Source organism: Aminipila sp., from assembly GCF_032051575.1.
Taxonomy (GTDB): Bacteria; Bacillota; Clostridia; order Peptostreptococcales; family Anaerovoracaceae; genus Aminipila.
On sequence record NZ_DAMBYD010000004.1, the window covers coordinates 33,985 to 49,582 of the forward strand.

Genomic DNA, 15,598 nt, shown 5'->3' on the forward strand with positions numbered 1-15,598 from the left:
AATAAGAGTTAAACAAGAAAAAGGGGAAAAAATGAAAAAAATAATGGTTACAGTGACAATGATAATAATGCTTATTGCAATGGCTTCAGGACTAGTCTATGCGGGGACAAATATTGGGCAATCAGATATAAATGAAGGGTTAAAATTTTGTCAAGAGTATCCCGTAAGTTTAAAATTGGATGGAAATAAAATAGCATTTTCACAGAAAGATGTTCCTCCAGTTATTGTAAAAGAAAGAACTTTAATCCCTGCAAGAGCTTTATTTGAAGCGATGGGAGGAAAAGTTACCTGGGAAAATGATACTCAAACTGTACATGTTACATATGACAATACAGAAGTAGTTCTTACTATTGGCTCTAATAAGGCATTAGTAAATGGTATAACGAAGGAACTCGAGGTGCCTGCACTTATTATGGATCCTGATGGTGACTATTATGGAAGTACCATGATTCCCGTAAGGTTTACAGCCGAAGCGTTAGGTTGTGGAGTGGGATGGGATGCATCCAGGATAGTACTTATTACATCACCTAAAAAGATTGAGATTCCTGTTGTGGATTCAAATACAGGAAACAATAATCAAAATAGTAATCAAAACAATTATGTAGATAACAATTCAGATATAACTTGGCAATTTGAACAACTTAAAGAAGCAGCAAAGGGGAAAATTGTTGCTATTGACATGGGGCATGGAGGACATGACAGCGGATCTATAGGGCACAAAGATAAGTCAGATCAACTTTGTGAGAAAGATGTCAACTTGCCTATTGGACTTAAACTAAATGAGTATTTAAAGAGTGCAGGGGTAAGCACTTATATGATAAGAGAATCCGATGTATACTATACCTTGTTAGAAAGGGCGCAAAAGGCCAATAACATAGGGGCAACTATATTTGTTTCCATTCACAATAATTCAAATGATTCTGCAGTTCCTCATGGCACGGAAGTATTGTACAATAGCAAACTAAATGCTGAGGGCAAAAGTGAGATGGACCTTTATGGGATACAAAGTAAAGATATAGCGAAAAATGTGGAAAGTGAAATGGTAAAGTCGTTAGGGACATACAATAGAGGAATAAAAAGCAGCCCTGAAATGGCAGTACTGAACAAGACCTCTATGCCTGCAATAATCGTGGAAGGAGCTTTTCTTTCCAATGAAAGTGATTTAGAAATGATGAGGAAAGCTGACTATGCAGACAATTATGCTCTTGGTGTAGCAAAGGGAATAATTAAGTCATTAAACGAGTCTTTTCAATAACTAAAAGTTAGAAAGTGAGTGTGTGTTTTGGGACTATTAATATTATATTTAGGAATGGCTTTAATAGGTTATTTGGTTGGAGCGAAATATACAGATAAAGAAAAGGATTACAGCTGGACTAATAAGGTTACTACTGGATGTTTAATCGTGCTAATCTTTACTATGGGAGCCAGAATCGGCTCCGATGAAAGGGTAATCAGTTCTCTACAAACTATCGGAATTAAAGCTGCGGTTATTACTTTTTTTGCATTTGCAGGTAGTATTTCAGCCTGTTTTATTGTAAGGAAATTATTCCGAATTGATAGAAAGGGTGTGAAAATAGATGACTAAACTTATTATCGCTTTCGTAACCCTGGGAATGCTTTCAGGATACTTTTTTATACCAGATTTTTTTATCACAGAGATTTCAGGTAATCTTTTAATTGTTGGTCTTTGTGTATTATTGTTCTTTGTTGGACTAGATTTAGGAAGAGAAGGGACAGTAGTGCAAAATTTTAAAAAAGTGGGAATAAGAATTTTAGCATTTCCCATAGCTTCTATCATAGGATGTCTTATATTTGCAGCTATAAGTTCTTTATTTTTGCCCATGAATGCAAAAGAAACGATGGCTGTTGCCTCTGGTTTTGGATGGTATACCCTTGCTCCTGTAATGCTGGCAGAAAGCTCTGCAGAGTTAAGTGCCATATCTTTTTTACATAACGTGATGAGAGAAATGATAGGAATAATAATAATCCCCATAGTAGCAAAGCACATTGGATATATTGAATCTTGTAGTGTTCCTGGAGCTGCTGCTATGGATGTATGTCTTCCAGTATTAGAAAAAGCTACAAATAGTGATACAACCGTATATGCTTTTGTAATCGGTGTTGTATTGAGTACGGCGGTTCCAATTTTGGTTGGATTTTTTATATCAATGGGATTATAGTATTCTATGACAGGGTCAGATAGCTAAAGGAGAAAAGGATGAGAAGTCAAATGAGTAAATTCACAGGCAGCGATGATTATGTAGTATCAAAAGAACTTATGAATGCAGTAAATGTTTCAATTGCGCTTAAAAAACCTTTATTGATTAAAGGTGAACCGGGAACTGGCAAAACCATGCTGGCAGAATCCATTGCCAAGGCTATGAATATGAAACTTCTGATTTGGGGTATCAAATCTACAACTAAGGCCCAAGAAGGGCTTTATGTATATGATACAGTTCAGAGGCTTTATGATAGCCAGTTTGCCGAAGGGGATGTTTCAAATATAAAGCAATATATTAAATTAGGGAAAATGGGAGAAGCGTTTAATTCAGAGGAGCAGGTTGTTTTGCTAATTGATGAAATTGATAAAGCTGATTTAGAATTTCCAAATGACCTTTTATGGGAACTTGATAAGATGGAATTTTATATTAATGAAACAAAAGAAACAATCAAAACAAAAAATAGGCCAATTGTTATTATTACTTCTAATGCAGAAAAGGAACTTCCTGATGCGTTTTTAAGAAGATGCATTTTTCATTATATAGAGTTTCCAACAAAAGACAAAATGGAGGAGATTGTAAAAGTGCATTACGGGGATATAGATAAAAAATTAGTTGATGCTGCCATGGAGGCCTTCTACAATATAAGGCAGATGAAGGAAATTCAGAAAAAACCTAGCACGTCTGAACTTTTGGATTGGCTGCAGGCACTTATGGAAAGTGGTATTTCTGTTGACAGTATTACAAATGAAATACCTTATGTTGGTGTACTTTTAAAAAAGAATCAGGATATTGATACAATGTATGAAATTAAGCAAAAAGGATATTCACTAAAAAGGTGGTAATTAAATGTTTTTAGATTTTTTCTATTTATTAAGGGCCAGAGGGCTTGCAATATCCTTAAATGAATGGCTGTCTTTGATAGAGGCTTTAAATTTAGGGTTGGCAGAATGCAGTTTGCTGGGATTTTACCATTTATGTAGAAGTATTCTTATAAAAAGTGAAGCTGACTACGATAAGTTTGATGCAGTTTTCGCAGAGTATTTTAGAGGAATTGAAAGTCTGCAGGATTTACCAAAAGAGTTTTGGAAATGGCTTAATCAGGACACAAAAGAGCGTGACATAACCGATAAGCCTATGCCAGAGGAAGCTTTGATGGAGCTGGATGACCTATTAAAAAGATTCTACGAAAGGATTGAAGAACAAAAAGAACAACATAATGGTGGGAACTATTGGATTGGTACTGGCGGCACTTCAAGAATGGGACATGGAGGATATAACAATCAGGGTATCAGAACTGGAGGAGTAAGCAGACACAAATCAGCCGTTCAAATCGCGGGAGAACGTAATTTTAAGGATTTTAGGCAGGATAATATTTTAGATATCAGACAGTTTCAAATGGCATTTAGAAAGCTAAGACAATTTTCTGCCAGAGTTGAAGAAGCGAAAACAGAACTAGATGTGGAAGGTACTATTAAGGAAACCTGCAACAATGCAGGTAATTTAAAGTTGGTATTTGATAAGCCAAGAAAGAATACAATAAAATTATTATTGCTATTTGATTCAGACGGCTCAATGATGCCTTATGGGAGATTATGTAACCGGCTTTTTCAGGCAGTCAGTAAATCAAGCCATTTTAAAGACTTAAAAGTGTACTATTTTCATAACTGTATATATGAACATTTATATACAACGCCTTATTGCAGAAAAGGTGAGTGGGTAAATACTGACTGGGTATTGTCCAATCTGGATAGTGAGTACAAAGTTATTTTTGTTGGAGATGGAACCATGGCTCCTTCAGAATTGCTTAGAGCTGGTGGGAATTCTGTGATTGGATTATATAATGAGGAACCAGGGATGGACTGGCTAAAGAAATTTAAACGGCGCTATAAAAAACAAATATGGCTGAATCCAATACCTAAAGAAGATTGGGATTATGTGTACGGAAGTTATACTATAGAAATGGTAAAGGAAGTCTTTCCTATGTTTGAACTTACAATAGATGGACTTGACGCAGGAATCAAAAGACTTTTAGTGAGATAGAGGGGTTATCTTATGGAAGAGTTTTTAAAAACCTTTAAAGTGGATGAGCTATTTCCTATATTGGATAGTATAAGTGATGCGGTTTTCATTGATAGTAGTGAGGGAATATCTCTTTGGTGCAACAAAGCATGTTTTGAGCTATATGAAGTCTTGCCAAAAGATATTTTGGGGAAACATGTGAAAGAACTGGAACGGATTGGAATTTTTACCCCGTCAGTGGCTTGCCTGGTGATGGAGCAAAAGCAGGAAGTAACCATAATACATGAAAACAAATCAGGCAAGAGAATACTGTCTACTGGAATTCCTATATTTGATAAAGATAATAACTTCACACGAATCATTACTACGTCCAGAGATATAACTGAACTGGTTAATCTTAAAAACCAATTAGAATCCGTAAAAAATACGTTAGATGACCTTAGAGCTTTTGAAAAATTTTATAGTGAGGGCGTTATCGCTAACAGCCATGCCATGTTTAACGTTTTGCAATTAACTAAACGTTTATCGGATGTAGATTCTACAGTTCTTATAACCGGTGAATCTGGTGTGGGTAAAGGAGTTATTGCTAATCTTCTGCATAAAAATGGATCTAGAAGGGATAAAGCTTTTGTGAAAATAAATTGTGGCGCTATACCTGAAAATTTGATAGAATCCGAATTATTTGGTTATGAGAGGGGTGCATTCACAGGTTCAAGAGCTGATGGAAAAAAAGGACTATTTGAGACGGCTCAAAATGGTACTATTTTTCTTGATGAGATTTCAGAACTTCCATTGAATCTCCAGGTTAAGCTATTACAAGTTATACAGGAACGAGAAATTACTAAAGTGGGTGGAATAAAAAGTATTTCCATTGATGTAAGAATAATTTCAGCCACAAACAAAGATTTACTGGAACTAGTTAAAGAAAAAAAGTTTAGGGAAGATTTATATTATAGGTTAAATGTGGTTCCCATTAATATTCCGCCACTTAAAGAAAGGTATGAAGATATCATTCCTCTGATTCAGCATAACCTTAGGGAGTATAATAAAAAATTAAATACAAATAAGGAAATAGATGCGAATACCATGGCTATATTGATTAAATATGAGTGGCCGGGCAATGTAAGAGAACTTCAAAATATAATTGAAAGGCTGGTTATCACAACCAAAGGGGATATTATTATGCCTGAAAACCTGCCTTCTTTCATACATGAAAATACATTAAAAAATCAGAGATCTAAACAAGAACCAGTAACATTAAAAGAAGCACTTGAAAAGAAAGAGAGAGAAGTTTTATTAAATGCATACCACAATATGAAGTCCACCAGGATTGTAGCGAAAGAGCTTGGAATAAGCCAGCCATCAGTGGTTAGAAAGTTAAACAAATATGGTGTACACTCTCATGATTCATAAATGTATCACAGATGCAAAAATGAATCAGTCATATTATAGGCTGTCAGGGTATAAATAATTTATAAATAAAATAAAAAAGGCAATATAGCGATGCATTCTTGTATCATTATATTGCCTTTTAACTTATGCAGAAAAATAATTTGCTTTAGGAGTAAGTGTTTCCATAAAATAAAGCTCAATTTAAAGGTTGGCATAACTCTTGCTATACATTAAGGTATAGTAACTTAATTACTATTGGGATTAGGGTTATTAAATTAAAAGGGGGTATTTGAATGGCTATAAACTATGCGGAATATGTTGCAAACCTGGTTGGAAAAGCGAAGGCTGCTCAGGCTGTCGCAGAAAAATTTACGCAGACGCAGGTAGATGAACTGACAGGGGCGGTAGCGTATGCACTTACTAAGCCAGAGACTGCATTAAAGTTTGGTGAGATGCTTGTGGAAGAATCCAATATGGGGGTTCCTGGTGATAAGCAACTGAAAATGTACGGAAAAGTGAAGGGTGCATATTTTCAAATGAAAAATAAGAAATCAGTTGGTCTGATTGACGTTGATGAAAAAATGGGCATGGAAACTTATGCGAGACCTATGGGAGTAATTGGTGCTATTATTCCGGTTACTAACGGAGAAGCAACTCCAGTAGTGAAGGCACTTATGGCATTAAAAACAAGAAATGCAATCATACTTGCACCACATCCAAAAGCAAAAAAAACAAATTTTGCTGTAACTGAAGCTATTAGAGAAGTCCTTGATAAATTAGGTGCTCCCGTTGACTTAGTACAGGCGATAGATCCTGAATATGTATCAGTGGAGGCTTCACAAGCGCTTATGAAACAGGTTGATTTTATTTTAGCAACTGGTGGAACTCCAATGGTAAGGCAGGCTTACTCTTCTGGCAATCCTGCAATTGGTGTAGGAACAGGAAATGTAGTTTCCATTGTTGATGGTACTACAGATTTAGATAATGTGGCAGATATGATTATTAGATCAAAAGCTTTTGACAATGCAACATCATGTTCAACAGAAAATAACCTTATTGTTTTAGAAGAATGTTACGATACATTTGTAGAGGCAATGAAAAGACATGGTGCAGTTCTTATAAAGGAAGATTCAGAGGAAAAAAGCAAACTTTTAAAAACTCTATGGCCTGAATCTCCCCAAAATCATGATCTTAACAGACATATAGTCGCACAGCCTGCAGAAGTTATTGCAGAGGCGGCAGGAATTGAGGTGCCAGAAGGAACTAAGATGATTATGGCTGAAGAAAATGGTGGGTATGGTAATGAATTTCCATTTACGGGAGAGAAGTTATCCCCTGTTTCAGGCATAAGAAAGGCTAAAGACTTTGAAGATGCAGTGGAAAAAATGATGAAAATTTTAGAATATCAGGGAAAAGGACATAGCTGCGGCATTCATACAAATATAAAAGAAAGGGTAACAAAACTTGGCGAATTCGTTCCTGTATGTAAGGTTTGCGTCAACTCACCTCAGTCGTTAACAAATTCTGGCTCATGGACTTGTGGATTCCCAATTTCTATGACCTTAGGCTGCGGTACATGGGGACATAACAGTATTTCACATAATGCTACATATAAAGATTTATTAAACTTCACTTATGTTTCAAGACCTATACCTTCTTTCCAGCCGACGGATGAGGAATTGTTTGACGAAGAAATAAAGCAAAAGGTAGATAAGCAAAAGGAGGAAATATAAAATGTCAGAAATTAAAGAGATGAGTCTTAAATATAATCTTCACTCATGGAGTGCACAGAAAGCAATAAATCCTATGGTGGTTACAAAAGCTGAAGGGATTTATTTTTGGGATGAGGATGGAAAGCAATACTATGATATGTCATCACAGTTGGTTAATTCGAATTTAGGCCATGGAAATAAAGCCATAGTTGCAGCTATAAAGGAACAGGCTGAAAAAATACCTTTTATTGGACCGGGGTATGCTTTAGATGTTAGATCAGAGGCAGCAAAAGCCGTAGTTGAGGCTTCAGGTTTAGAGGGTGCTAAAGTATTTTTCACAAATGCAGGGGCTGAATCCAATGAAAATGCTATAAAATTTGCTAAGCAGTACACCGGCAAGTGGAAAATATTTTCTATGTACAGATGTTATCATGGATCATCTGCAGGTGCAGGAATGCTGACAGGTGAGCCTAGAAAATTTGTAAATGAACCAGGTGTGCCAGGATTTATTAAATATGATGGACCATATGCTTATAGAGCACCTAAGGCTTGTAAGTTTGAAAATGAAGAGGAGATAACAGAATTTTACCTGGAACTGTTGGAAAATCAAATCAAGTATGAAGGACCGCATCAGATTGCAGCTATCTTTACTGAAACGGTGGTTGGTTCTAATGGGGTTTTAGTTCCGCCAAAAGGCTATTTAGAAGGAATTAGGAAGCTTTGCGACAGATACAATATTCTGATGGTTTGTGATGAGGTAATGGCAGGCTGGTATAGAACTGGTTCTTGCTTTGCATGGCAGCAGTTTAATATTGAGCCAGATCTCGTAACTTTTGCAAAAGGTATTACTTGCGGATATATACCGCTTGGAGGGGTTATTGTTTCTAAGAAAGTTGCTGAGTATTTTGATAACAATAAAATGCTTTGCGGTTTAACTTATAGTGCTCATCCAATGGGATGTGCGGCTGCAGTGGCTACATTAAAAGAATATAAGAGATTGAACATTGAAGCAAATGTTGCAGCACAGGGAAAGATACTACATGAAACATTAAGTGACATACAATCAAAGCATGCTTGTGTTGGCGAGTTTAGACAGATCGGTTTATTCTCTGCATTTGAACTGGTTAAAGATAAAGAAACAAAAGAGCCAATCGTTCAATTTAATTCTGACCCAGAAGGTCTTATGAATAAAATTATCGGCATGCTTAGGGTAGAAGGGTTCTCAACTTATTCTCATGAAAATATGATAATAGTTGCACCTCCTCTAATCATTACTGAGACAGAGTTAAGAACTGCCATGAATATACTGGATAAAGTTCTTGATTCAGTAGACAATATGGTTAAATAGAATAATAGTAGTAAAAAGCAGTATACAAAAAAGCGATCTATGGGCAAGGTCGCTTTTTTAGAACATAATTTCTGAACACATGTTTACAAAAAGCTGTAGGTGTGTTATACTTTATTAATATTAGTGTAAAGTTTATTATCGTATTTTACTTATAAGCTTTAATTTAATAATTTAATGGAGGCGGGAATATGGAACAACTAAAAGAAAGAGAACAGCGAATACTTCAGTATATGAAAAGAGAAATTAGTCAAAAGGGATATCCTCCTACAGTAAGAGAAATTTGTTCCGCCTTAAATATAAAATCTACGTCTACAGTTCATAAGGATATTGAAAACTTAGAATTGAAAGGTTTTTTAAAAAAGGATCCATCAAAGCCTCGTGCATTAATGATTGTGGATCCGGACTCTCATGCAAGAGTGGAGCTTGGAAATCAGGAATTAAGAACAAATTCTTATAATAATACAGAAAGGATAGATGTAATAGATATTCCAGTAGTGGGAAGAATAGCGGCAGGCACACCTATATTAGCAGACCAGAACATAGAGGAATCTTTTCCTATTCCAGCAAGATTTGCAGGCAGAGGAACCAATTTTATGCTTACGGTAAAAGGTGACAGTATGATAGAAGCTGGTATATTTGATGGTGATTATATCTTGGTAGAGCAACAAAATACGGCTAAAAATGGGGAAATTGTAGTAGCCATGATAGATGGATTTGAAAGTGAGGCTACTGTAAAAACTTTTTACAAGGAAGCAGATCATATTAGATTACAGCCAGAAAATTCTAGTATGAGTCCTATTATTGTTAAGGAAGTAAAAATACTGGGCAAGGTTAAAGGCGTATTTCGATATTTTTAATATATTTCAATTCGTTACTTGACAAGATTAAGTATAAATGGTATAGTATTTGAGTGATAAAGAAGAAGTTATCCGCTTCTCACCTTATTGGTTACAGTTAAGCTGATAGGGTTAATAAAACAAATGTAACACTTATGTGTTTTGTGGAGCGGGTATAATATCCGCTCTATTTTATTATGAAGGAAATATCAATTTGATGTTTTCATAGTATCAAGAAAAGCACATTGCATGTTGATTGAAATTCAAAATACAAACAATCAGCGTGTGTAAATAGAAATCTATGATTTCATCATTTACACTTTTCTTATTTGCAGGAGGTGCAAGAACATTAGCAAGGAAAATCTAATCAACGAAGAAATTCGTGACAAGGAATTAAGAGTTATTGACAATGATGGAGCGCAGCTTGGAATTATGAGTCTAGAAGATGCATTAGCATTAGCTAATGAAAAAAAGCTTGACTTAGTTAGTATTTCACCAAATGCTAAGCCGCCAGTTTGCAAGATTCTTGATTACGGTAAGTATCGTTATGAACTTCAAAAAAGAGAAAAAGAAGCAAAGAAAAAACAAAAAATCACTTCAGTGAAGGAAATTCGTTTAAGTACGTTTATTGAGGCGCATGATATTCAAGTTAAAGCTAATACTGCTACAAAGTTCTTAAAGGATGGAGATAGACTAAAGGTTAGCTTAAGATTCAAAGGCAGAGAAAAAGATTATGCAAGTAAGGGTCTCGCTGTTATGAACCAGTTCGCAGAATTAGTAGCCCCTGTAGGTACAATTGAAAAGAAGCCTGAATTTGAAGGTAGAAGTTTGATTATGATTGTTGCACCTAAAATGGATAAGTAGATAGTAGATAACAGGAATAATTTTTACGTAGGAGGAAATATTACCATGGCTAAAAATAAGATGAAGTCTCATAGAGGCGCAAGCAAGAGATTTAAATTAACAGGTACAGGAAAAGTAAAGAGAAACAAGGCATTTAAGAGCCATATTCTTACTAAGAAGTGTGCAAAGAGAAAGAGAGGACTAAGAAAGTCAACTCTTCTTCGTAGCGCAGATCACAAGAGAATTAAAGCTGTATTAGATAAATAATATTAGGAGGTTTGAATAATGGCAAGAGTAAAAAAGGGCGTTAACGCTCATAAAAGACATAAGAAAATATTAAAATTAGCAAAGGGTTTCTACGGACAGAAGAGCAAGGTATTCAGAGCTGCTAATCCAGCAGTTATGCGTGCATTACGTTCTGCTTACGTTGGTAGAAAGAATAAGAAAAGAGAATACAGAAGACTTTGGATCGCTAGAATTAATGCTGGTGCAAGAATGAATGATCTTTCTTACAGCAGATTAATGGATGGTTTAAAGAAGTCAGGTATTGAAATCAACAGAAAGATGCTTTCTGAAATGGCTATCTACGATTCAGCTGCATTTGCACAGCTATGTGATACTGCAAAGAAGGCAGTAAAATAATTAAATTTATTATTCGACATTTGAATATGACAATTTTTCCCCCTTGTGAGGTCTATAATCAATTATGATGTAGCTGCAAGGGGGTTTTTTATGTGGAAGTTTATGCAGAATACTTATTTGGTGAGAACTTTCTTATGGGTATTCTTATTTTATATTTATCAAGTAAAATAGCCAGTTTAAAGACTAGCAAAAGGAGATTATTTATAGGGGGCGTACTCTGTGGCTTTTTTTCATTTATAATACTTATCCCCAACATCGGTATGTTGTTAGGAATTTTTATTAAGGTAGTATTTTCTATGCTTTTAGCTTATATAGCTTTTAATAAAAAAGTTTTTAAAGGAACCATACTTATTTATATAGTTTCGGCATTTATGGGAGGAATGACGATTATATTATTGTACATTACTAGAATTAGGGGAATGACCAATAATGCAGTTTTATATATAGGTGATATATCCTATATGAATGTAGTTTTTGGTGCAGTAGTATCATATGTGATTATAATGCTATTTTCAAAAATAAATACGGCGAAGCAGCTTAAAGATCGAATCTTTACAGATATTGCAGTAGAAATAGAGGGACATACAGTAACGCACAGAGCTTTGATTGATTCGGGAAATTTTTTAAAAGATCCTTTAACAGGAAGAGCTGTAGCAGTAATAAGCAAATCAGCAGCTGCAAAATTAAAAAGTATAGAAGATATTGATTTTAATAGAAGATATTGTTTAATTCCATATAACAGTATTGGTATTAAAAATGGTATTTTGGAGGGGTATAGAGTGGATAATGCATATGTGAACGGCAGATCGCTGGGGAGTATTATAGTAGCTGTATATGATACAGAATTTTGTAAACTAGGGGAAGAAGAGGAATATCAAATGCTATTAAGTAAAGACTTTTTAATGGGAGGGGTAGCGTAATGAGCTGGAATATAAAGCAATGGGTATTAGAACAAATTTCTAGAATTTTTAAATGGGTAAAATCTGGAGAAACAGATGAAATTTTCTATATTGGAGGAAGTGAGGTATTACCACCACCACTAAATAGTGATGAAGAAAAACACTTACTTGAAGAATTTTCTAAAGGAAGTCACGATGCCAGGGCAATCCTTATAGAAAGAAATTTAAGACTGGTAGTTTACATAGCCAAGAAATTTGAAGGTTCTAAAATAAATATTGAAGATTTAATTTCAATCGGCACCATTGGACTTATAAAAGCAGTAAATACTTTTAACTCAGATAAGAATATAAAATTAGCTACATATGCTTCAAGATGTATCGAAAATGAAATACTCATGTATATAAGACGAAATAATAAAACTAAAAGTGAGGTGTCTTTTGATGAACCATTGAATGTAGATTGGGATGGGAATGAACTCCTCCTATCAGATATTTTAGGAACAGAAAATGATGTGGTATATGGACATATAGAAGAAGAAGTTAACCGCAAGCTTTTAATATACGCATTAAAGAAACTGAATAATAGAGAAAAGCAGATAATGGAAATGAGATTTGGGCTTATAAGCGGTAGAGAAATGACTCAAAAAGAGGTGGCAGATAAAATGGGTATTTCTCAGTCCTATATATCCAGACTTGAAAAAAAGATTATTAACAGATTAAGACGAGAGATTAAAAAATTAGGATAATAAAAGGCAGGCTGTGTATAACGCCTGCCTTATTTATTTTTAGTGTTCATACATCTTAAGAATTTTTTCTGCAATCTTTTTCTTAGACATACGTCTTTCCATGGCTTGCTGTTCAATATATTTGTGAGCTTGATTTTCAGTCATATTCAGATATTGGATTAAAACCCACTTTGCCCTGTTTACAAGTTTGATTTGAGCAATTTCATCCTGTAGCTTGACATTCTCTTCGTTTAAGGTAAGAACTCTGTTTTTAGAGAGTTCAGCAAATTTTATTGCTTGATTAAGTACAACTTTTAAAATCGGTTTATTTATAACAATTATTCCATATCTCTCTAGTCGTTCAGAGAGAGCATCTATTTCTTTACTTTTTAAAAGTGCTATAACTCCTGCAGAGGTGCTTTGCGCACAGTATATAGAGAAAGAAGCATCAGTATTGGAATCTAATGGATAATTTACTATAATTAAATCAAAGGTAGTTTCAGACAGTTTCAGCTTTCCAGATTCAACACTATCTGCAAGTTCTACGTTTCGGTTTAAATCGTTTTCTAAATATTGTAAAAGAGCATCTTTACTCTTTGTGTTTCTTGTAACAAGTAATATTTTCTGCAATACTGTCACCACCTTTCAAATAGTAGTTTTGGAAAAAAACATTTTAGCATACATTTTAAATTTCAGCAATTAAATTTCAGGATTAAATGAAAAAACCTATGCATCAGCATAGATTTTTTCACTCTTCTTTCCTTATAAGTTGAGTTATATATTAAGTAAAGAGAAGCGAACCATAAGTTGGCATAGGCCAATATTTTGCTGCTGTGCTTGTCTCCAGTTCATCTGCTATAGCACGTAATTCATTCATAGCAGGAAGCACTTTTTCACAGAAATAGTTAGCAGCATCACTCGTTTTTTCAATTGTATTTACTTCAAGTAAGTACTGATCAAGTGCACCAGCTTTTGAATATAAGCAATCACATGCAGATGATAAATTAACAATCAGATTCTTTTCCATTTCGCAAGGGAAATTCTCTGAAATAGATTTTTTACTCATTACAACATCAGATAAATCCTTTACGTAAGTGGATACTGCAGGTAGAATATCTTTATTTATCATATCTAACATAGTAAGTGCTTCGATATTAATTAATTTACAATATTCTTCGAATAAAATTTCTTGCCTTGCAGTTGTCTCAATTTCAGTAAAGATGTGCTGCCTTTTAAATAAATCAAGATTCTTTTTATCGGTAAAATGGGGAAATGCCTCAACTGCTGATTTTAAGTTTAAGAGACCTCGATTTTCTGCCTCTTTAACCCATTCTTCAGAATAGTTATTACCGTTAAAAACAATTCGTTTATGTTTCTTATATATATCCTTAATCAGATTTAGTGCATCTGCTTTTACATCAGAAGATTCTTCAAGCTTGTCAGCGATTTCCATTAAGGCATCTGCTACAATAGTATTTAACATATAAGAAGGACATGCAACTGAAGTAGTTGAGCCAGGCATACGGAATTCAAACCGGCTGCCAGTAAATGCAAACGGAGAAGTTCTGTTTCTATCTGTAGTGTCCTTTTTAAAATCAGGAAGAACTTGAACGCCGATGCCCATTTTTCTATCTCTTACAGGTACTTCGGATTTTCCTTCAGCAATTGCATCCAGTACTTCTTTTAAATCATCCCCAAGGAACATAGAAATAATAGCTGGAGGTGCTTCGTTACCGCCAAGGCGATGATCGTTACTTGGACTGGCAACAGAAATTCTAAGTAAATCCTGATATTCATCTACAGCTTTAATTACTGCACTTAAGAATAATAAAAATTGTGTGTTTTCAATAGGTGTTTTGCCAGGTTTTAATAGATTCTCTCCTGTATCTGTAGCAAGTGACCAGTTAATATGTTTACCACTTCCATTAATTCCTGCAAATGGCTTTTCATGTAATAAACAAACTAGACCATGCTTACTTGCAATTTTTTTCATCATTTCCATTGTTAGTTGATTATGGTCGGCTGCAACATTTGAACTAGAAAATATAGGTGCAAGTTCATGCTGAGCAGGAGCTACTTCATTATGCTCTGTATTTGCAAGAACACCCAGTTTCCAAAGTTCTTCATCAAGTTCTGCCATAAAATCATTAACTTTTGGCTTTATAGCTCCAAAATAATGATCTTCCAGCTCTTGCCTTTTTGGGGGTTTTGCACCAAGCAATGTTCTGCCACAATATATTAAATCTTTACGCTTTTCATAAAGTTCTTTTGAAACAAGGAAATATTCTTGCTCAGGACCTACAGTAGTTATGACCTTTTTCACACTATTGCCAAGGAGTTCAAGTAGTCTTATTGACTGCTTTTCAATGGCTTCCATTGAACGAAGCAGTGGAGTTTTTTTATCTAAAGCTTCTCCTCCATAGGAACAGAATGCAGTTGGAATGCAAAGTGTATTTTCTTTAATAAATGCATATGAACTTGGGTCCCAGTTAGTATAACCTCTTGCTTCAAAAGTAGCCCTAATACCACCTGAAGGGAAACTGGATGCATCAGGTTCTCCCTTTATTAACTCTTTTCCTGAAAAATTCATAAAAATGCCGCCACCTTCTGTAGGTGAAATAAAGCTGTCATGCTTTTCAGCTGTTATACCTGTCATTGGCTGAAACCAATGAGTGAAATGTGTTGCCCCATGTTCCAGAGCCCAATCCTTCATAGCACTTGCAATAACATTAGCAGTTTCCATGGACAAAGGCGTGCCCTTATCTATATGAGATTGAAGAGCTTTATAAGTATCTTTTGGTAATTTTTCTCTCATAATGGCATCGTTGAAGACCAAGCTGCCAAAGATTTTTGAAATCTTGTTCATATGAATATCCTCCTTTATCTTCATCATCAAAGTTTATAAAAAAAGGCACTACGAGTAATAACTCATAGCGCCTTTGCTAATCAATGAGGTGAGT

General features: G+C 34.9%; 16 protein-coding genes and 1 other annotated feature. Of the genes, 14 read left to right on the forward strand and 2 right to left on the reverse strand.

From position 1 onward, the window contains the following. The first annotated feature begins 31 nt into the window (after nucleotides 1–31). The 14 genes from RTW14_RS06100 to sigE all read left to right on the forward strand — a co-directional run bounded on the left by RTW14_RS06100 (nucleotide 32) and on the right by sigE (nucleotide 12,659). Nucleotides 32–1,255, forward strand: a complete 1,224-nt coding sequence (locus tag RTW14_RS06100; RefSeq protein WP_312648820.1) for an N-acetylmuramoyl-L-alanine amidase — start codon at nucleotides 32–34, stop codon at nucleotides 1,253–1,255. Between the two features lie 27 nt (nucleotides 1,256–1,282). Further along, entirely contained in the window at nucleotides 1,283–1,585 is a 303-nt protein-coding gene (locus RTW14_RS06105; RefSeq protein WP_312648821.1) for a LysO family transporter, read from the forward strand. Then, complete coding sequence (locus RTW14_RS06110; RefSeq protein WP_312648822.1) at nucleotides 1,578–2,180, forward strand: lysine exporter LysO family protein; 603 nt, start codon at nucleotides 1,578–1,580, stop codon at nucleotides 2,178–2,180. Before RTW14_RS06105 ends, RTW14_RS06110 begins: the two co-directional genes overlap by 8 nt. Before the next feature lie 38 nt (nucleotides 2,181–2,218). Then, entirely contained in the window at nucleotides 2,219–3,064 is an 846-nt protein-coding gene (locus RTW14_RS06115) for an AAA family ATPase (RefSeq protein ID WP_312648823.1), read from the forward strand. 4 nt (nucleotides 3,065–3,068) lie between these two features. Continuing rightward, nucleotides 3,069–4,262, forward strand: a complete 1,194-nt coding sequence (locus tag RTW14_RS06120) for a vWA domain-containing protein (RefSeq protein WP_312648824.1) — start codon at nucleotides 3,069–3,071, stop codon at nucleotides 4,260–4,262. A 12-nt stretch (nucleotides 4,263–4,274) separates the two neighbouring features. Then, entirely contained in the window at nucleotides 4,275–5,654 is a 1,380-nt protein-coding gene (locus RTW14_RS06125; RefSeq protein WP_312648825.1) for a sigma-54 interaction domain-containing protein, read from the forward strand. A 272-nt stretch (nucleotides 5,655–5,926) separates the two neighbouring features. Continuing rightward, nucleotides 5,927–7,366: an aldehyde dehydrogenase family protein gene (locus RTW14_RS06130; RefSeq protein ID WP_312648826.1), complete on the forward strand. Its 1,440-nt coding sequence runs from the start codon at nucleotides 5,927–5,929 to the stop codon at nucleotides 7,364–7,366. Nucleotide 7,367: 1 nt separating this feature from the next. Next, nucleotides 7,368–8,693 (forward strand): aminotransferase class III-fold pyridoxal phosphate-dependent enzyme, encoded by a 1,326-nt coding sequence (locus RTW14_RS06135; protein ID WP_312648827.1) that lies wholly within the window; start codon nucleotides 7,368–7,370, stop codon nucleotides 8,691–8,693. Nucleotides 8,694–8,881: 188 nt separating this feature from the next. Then, a complete protein-coding gene (gene lexA / locus RTW14_RS06140; RefSeq protein ID WP_312648828.1) occupies nucleotides 8,882–9,550 on the forward strand; it encodes a transcriptional repressor LexA in 669 nt (222 codons plus the stop codon). A 53-nt stretch (nucleotides 9,551–9,603) separates the two neighbouring features. After that, nucleotides 9,604–9,729, forward strand: a sequence feature (ribosomal protein L20 leader region). Between the two features lie 166 nt (nucleotides 9,730–9,895). Beyond that, entirely contained in the window at nucleotides 9,896–10,393 is a 498-nt protein-coding gene (gene infC, locus RTW14_RS06145) for a translation initiation factor IF-3 (RefSeq protein ID WP_442871564.1), read from the forward strand. A gap of 45 nt (nucleotides 10,394–10,438) precedes the next feature. Continuing rightward, complete coding sequence (gene rpmI, locus RTW14_RS06150) at nucleotides 10,439–10,639, forward strand: 50S ribosomal protein L35 (protein ID WP_312648829.1); 201 nt, start codon at nucleotides 10,439–10,441, stop codon at nucleotides 10,637–10,639. 18 nt (nucleotides 10,640–10,657) lie between these two features. Next, complete coding sequence (rplT, locus tag RTW14_RS06155) at nucleotides 10,658–11,014, forward strand: 50S ribosomal protein L20 (protein ID WP_312648830.1); 357 nt, start codon at nucleotides 10,658–10,660, stop codon at nucleotides 11,012–11,014. Between the two features lie 92 nt (nucleotides 11,015–11,106). Then, nucleotides 11,107–11,934: a sigma-E processing peptidase SpoIIGA gene (locus tag RTW14_RS06160; protein ID WP_312648831.1), complete on the forward strand. Its 828-nt coding sequence runs from the start codon at nucleotides 11,107–11,109 to the stop codon at nucleotides 11,932–11,934. After that, a complete protein-coding gene (gene sigE, locus RTW14_RS06165; RefSeq protein ID WP_312648832.1) occupies nucleotides 11,934–12,659 on the forward strand; it encodes an RNA polymerase sporulation sigma factor SigE in 726 nt (241 codons plus the stop codon). The genes RTW14_RS06160 and sigE overlap by 1 nt, the downstream gene beginning before the upstream one ends. Before the next feature lie 39 nt (nucleotides 12,660–12,698). On the opposite strand, the gene RTW14_RS06170 is transcribed toward sigE, so the two are convergent. Together RTW14_RS06170 and RTW14_RS06175 are read right to left on the reverse strand one after the other, a co-directional pair. Continuing rightward, the gene (locus RTW14_RS06170; protein ID WP_312648833.1) at nucleotides 12,699–13,268 is read right to left on the reverse strand and encodes an ANTAR domain-containing response regulator; all 570 of its coding nucleotides are present in this window, start codon (nucleotides 13,266–13,268) and stop codon (nucleotides 12,699–12,701) included. Nucleotides 13,269–13,419: 151 nt separating this feature from the next. After that, entirely contained in the window at nucleotides 13,420–15,504 is a 2,085-nt protein-coding gene (locus RTW14_RS06175) for a glutamine synthetase III family protein (RefSeq protein ID WP_312648834.1), read from the reverse strand. Nucleotides 15,505–15,598: the final 94 nt, after the last annotated feature.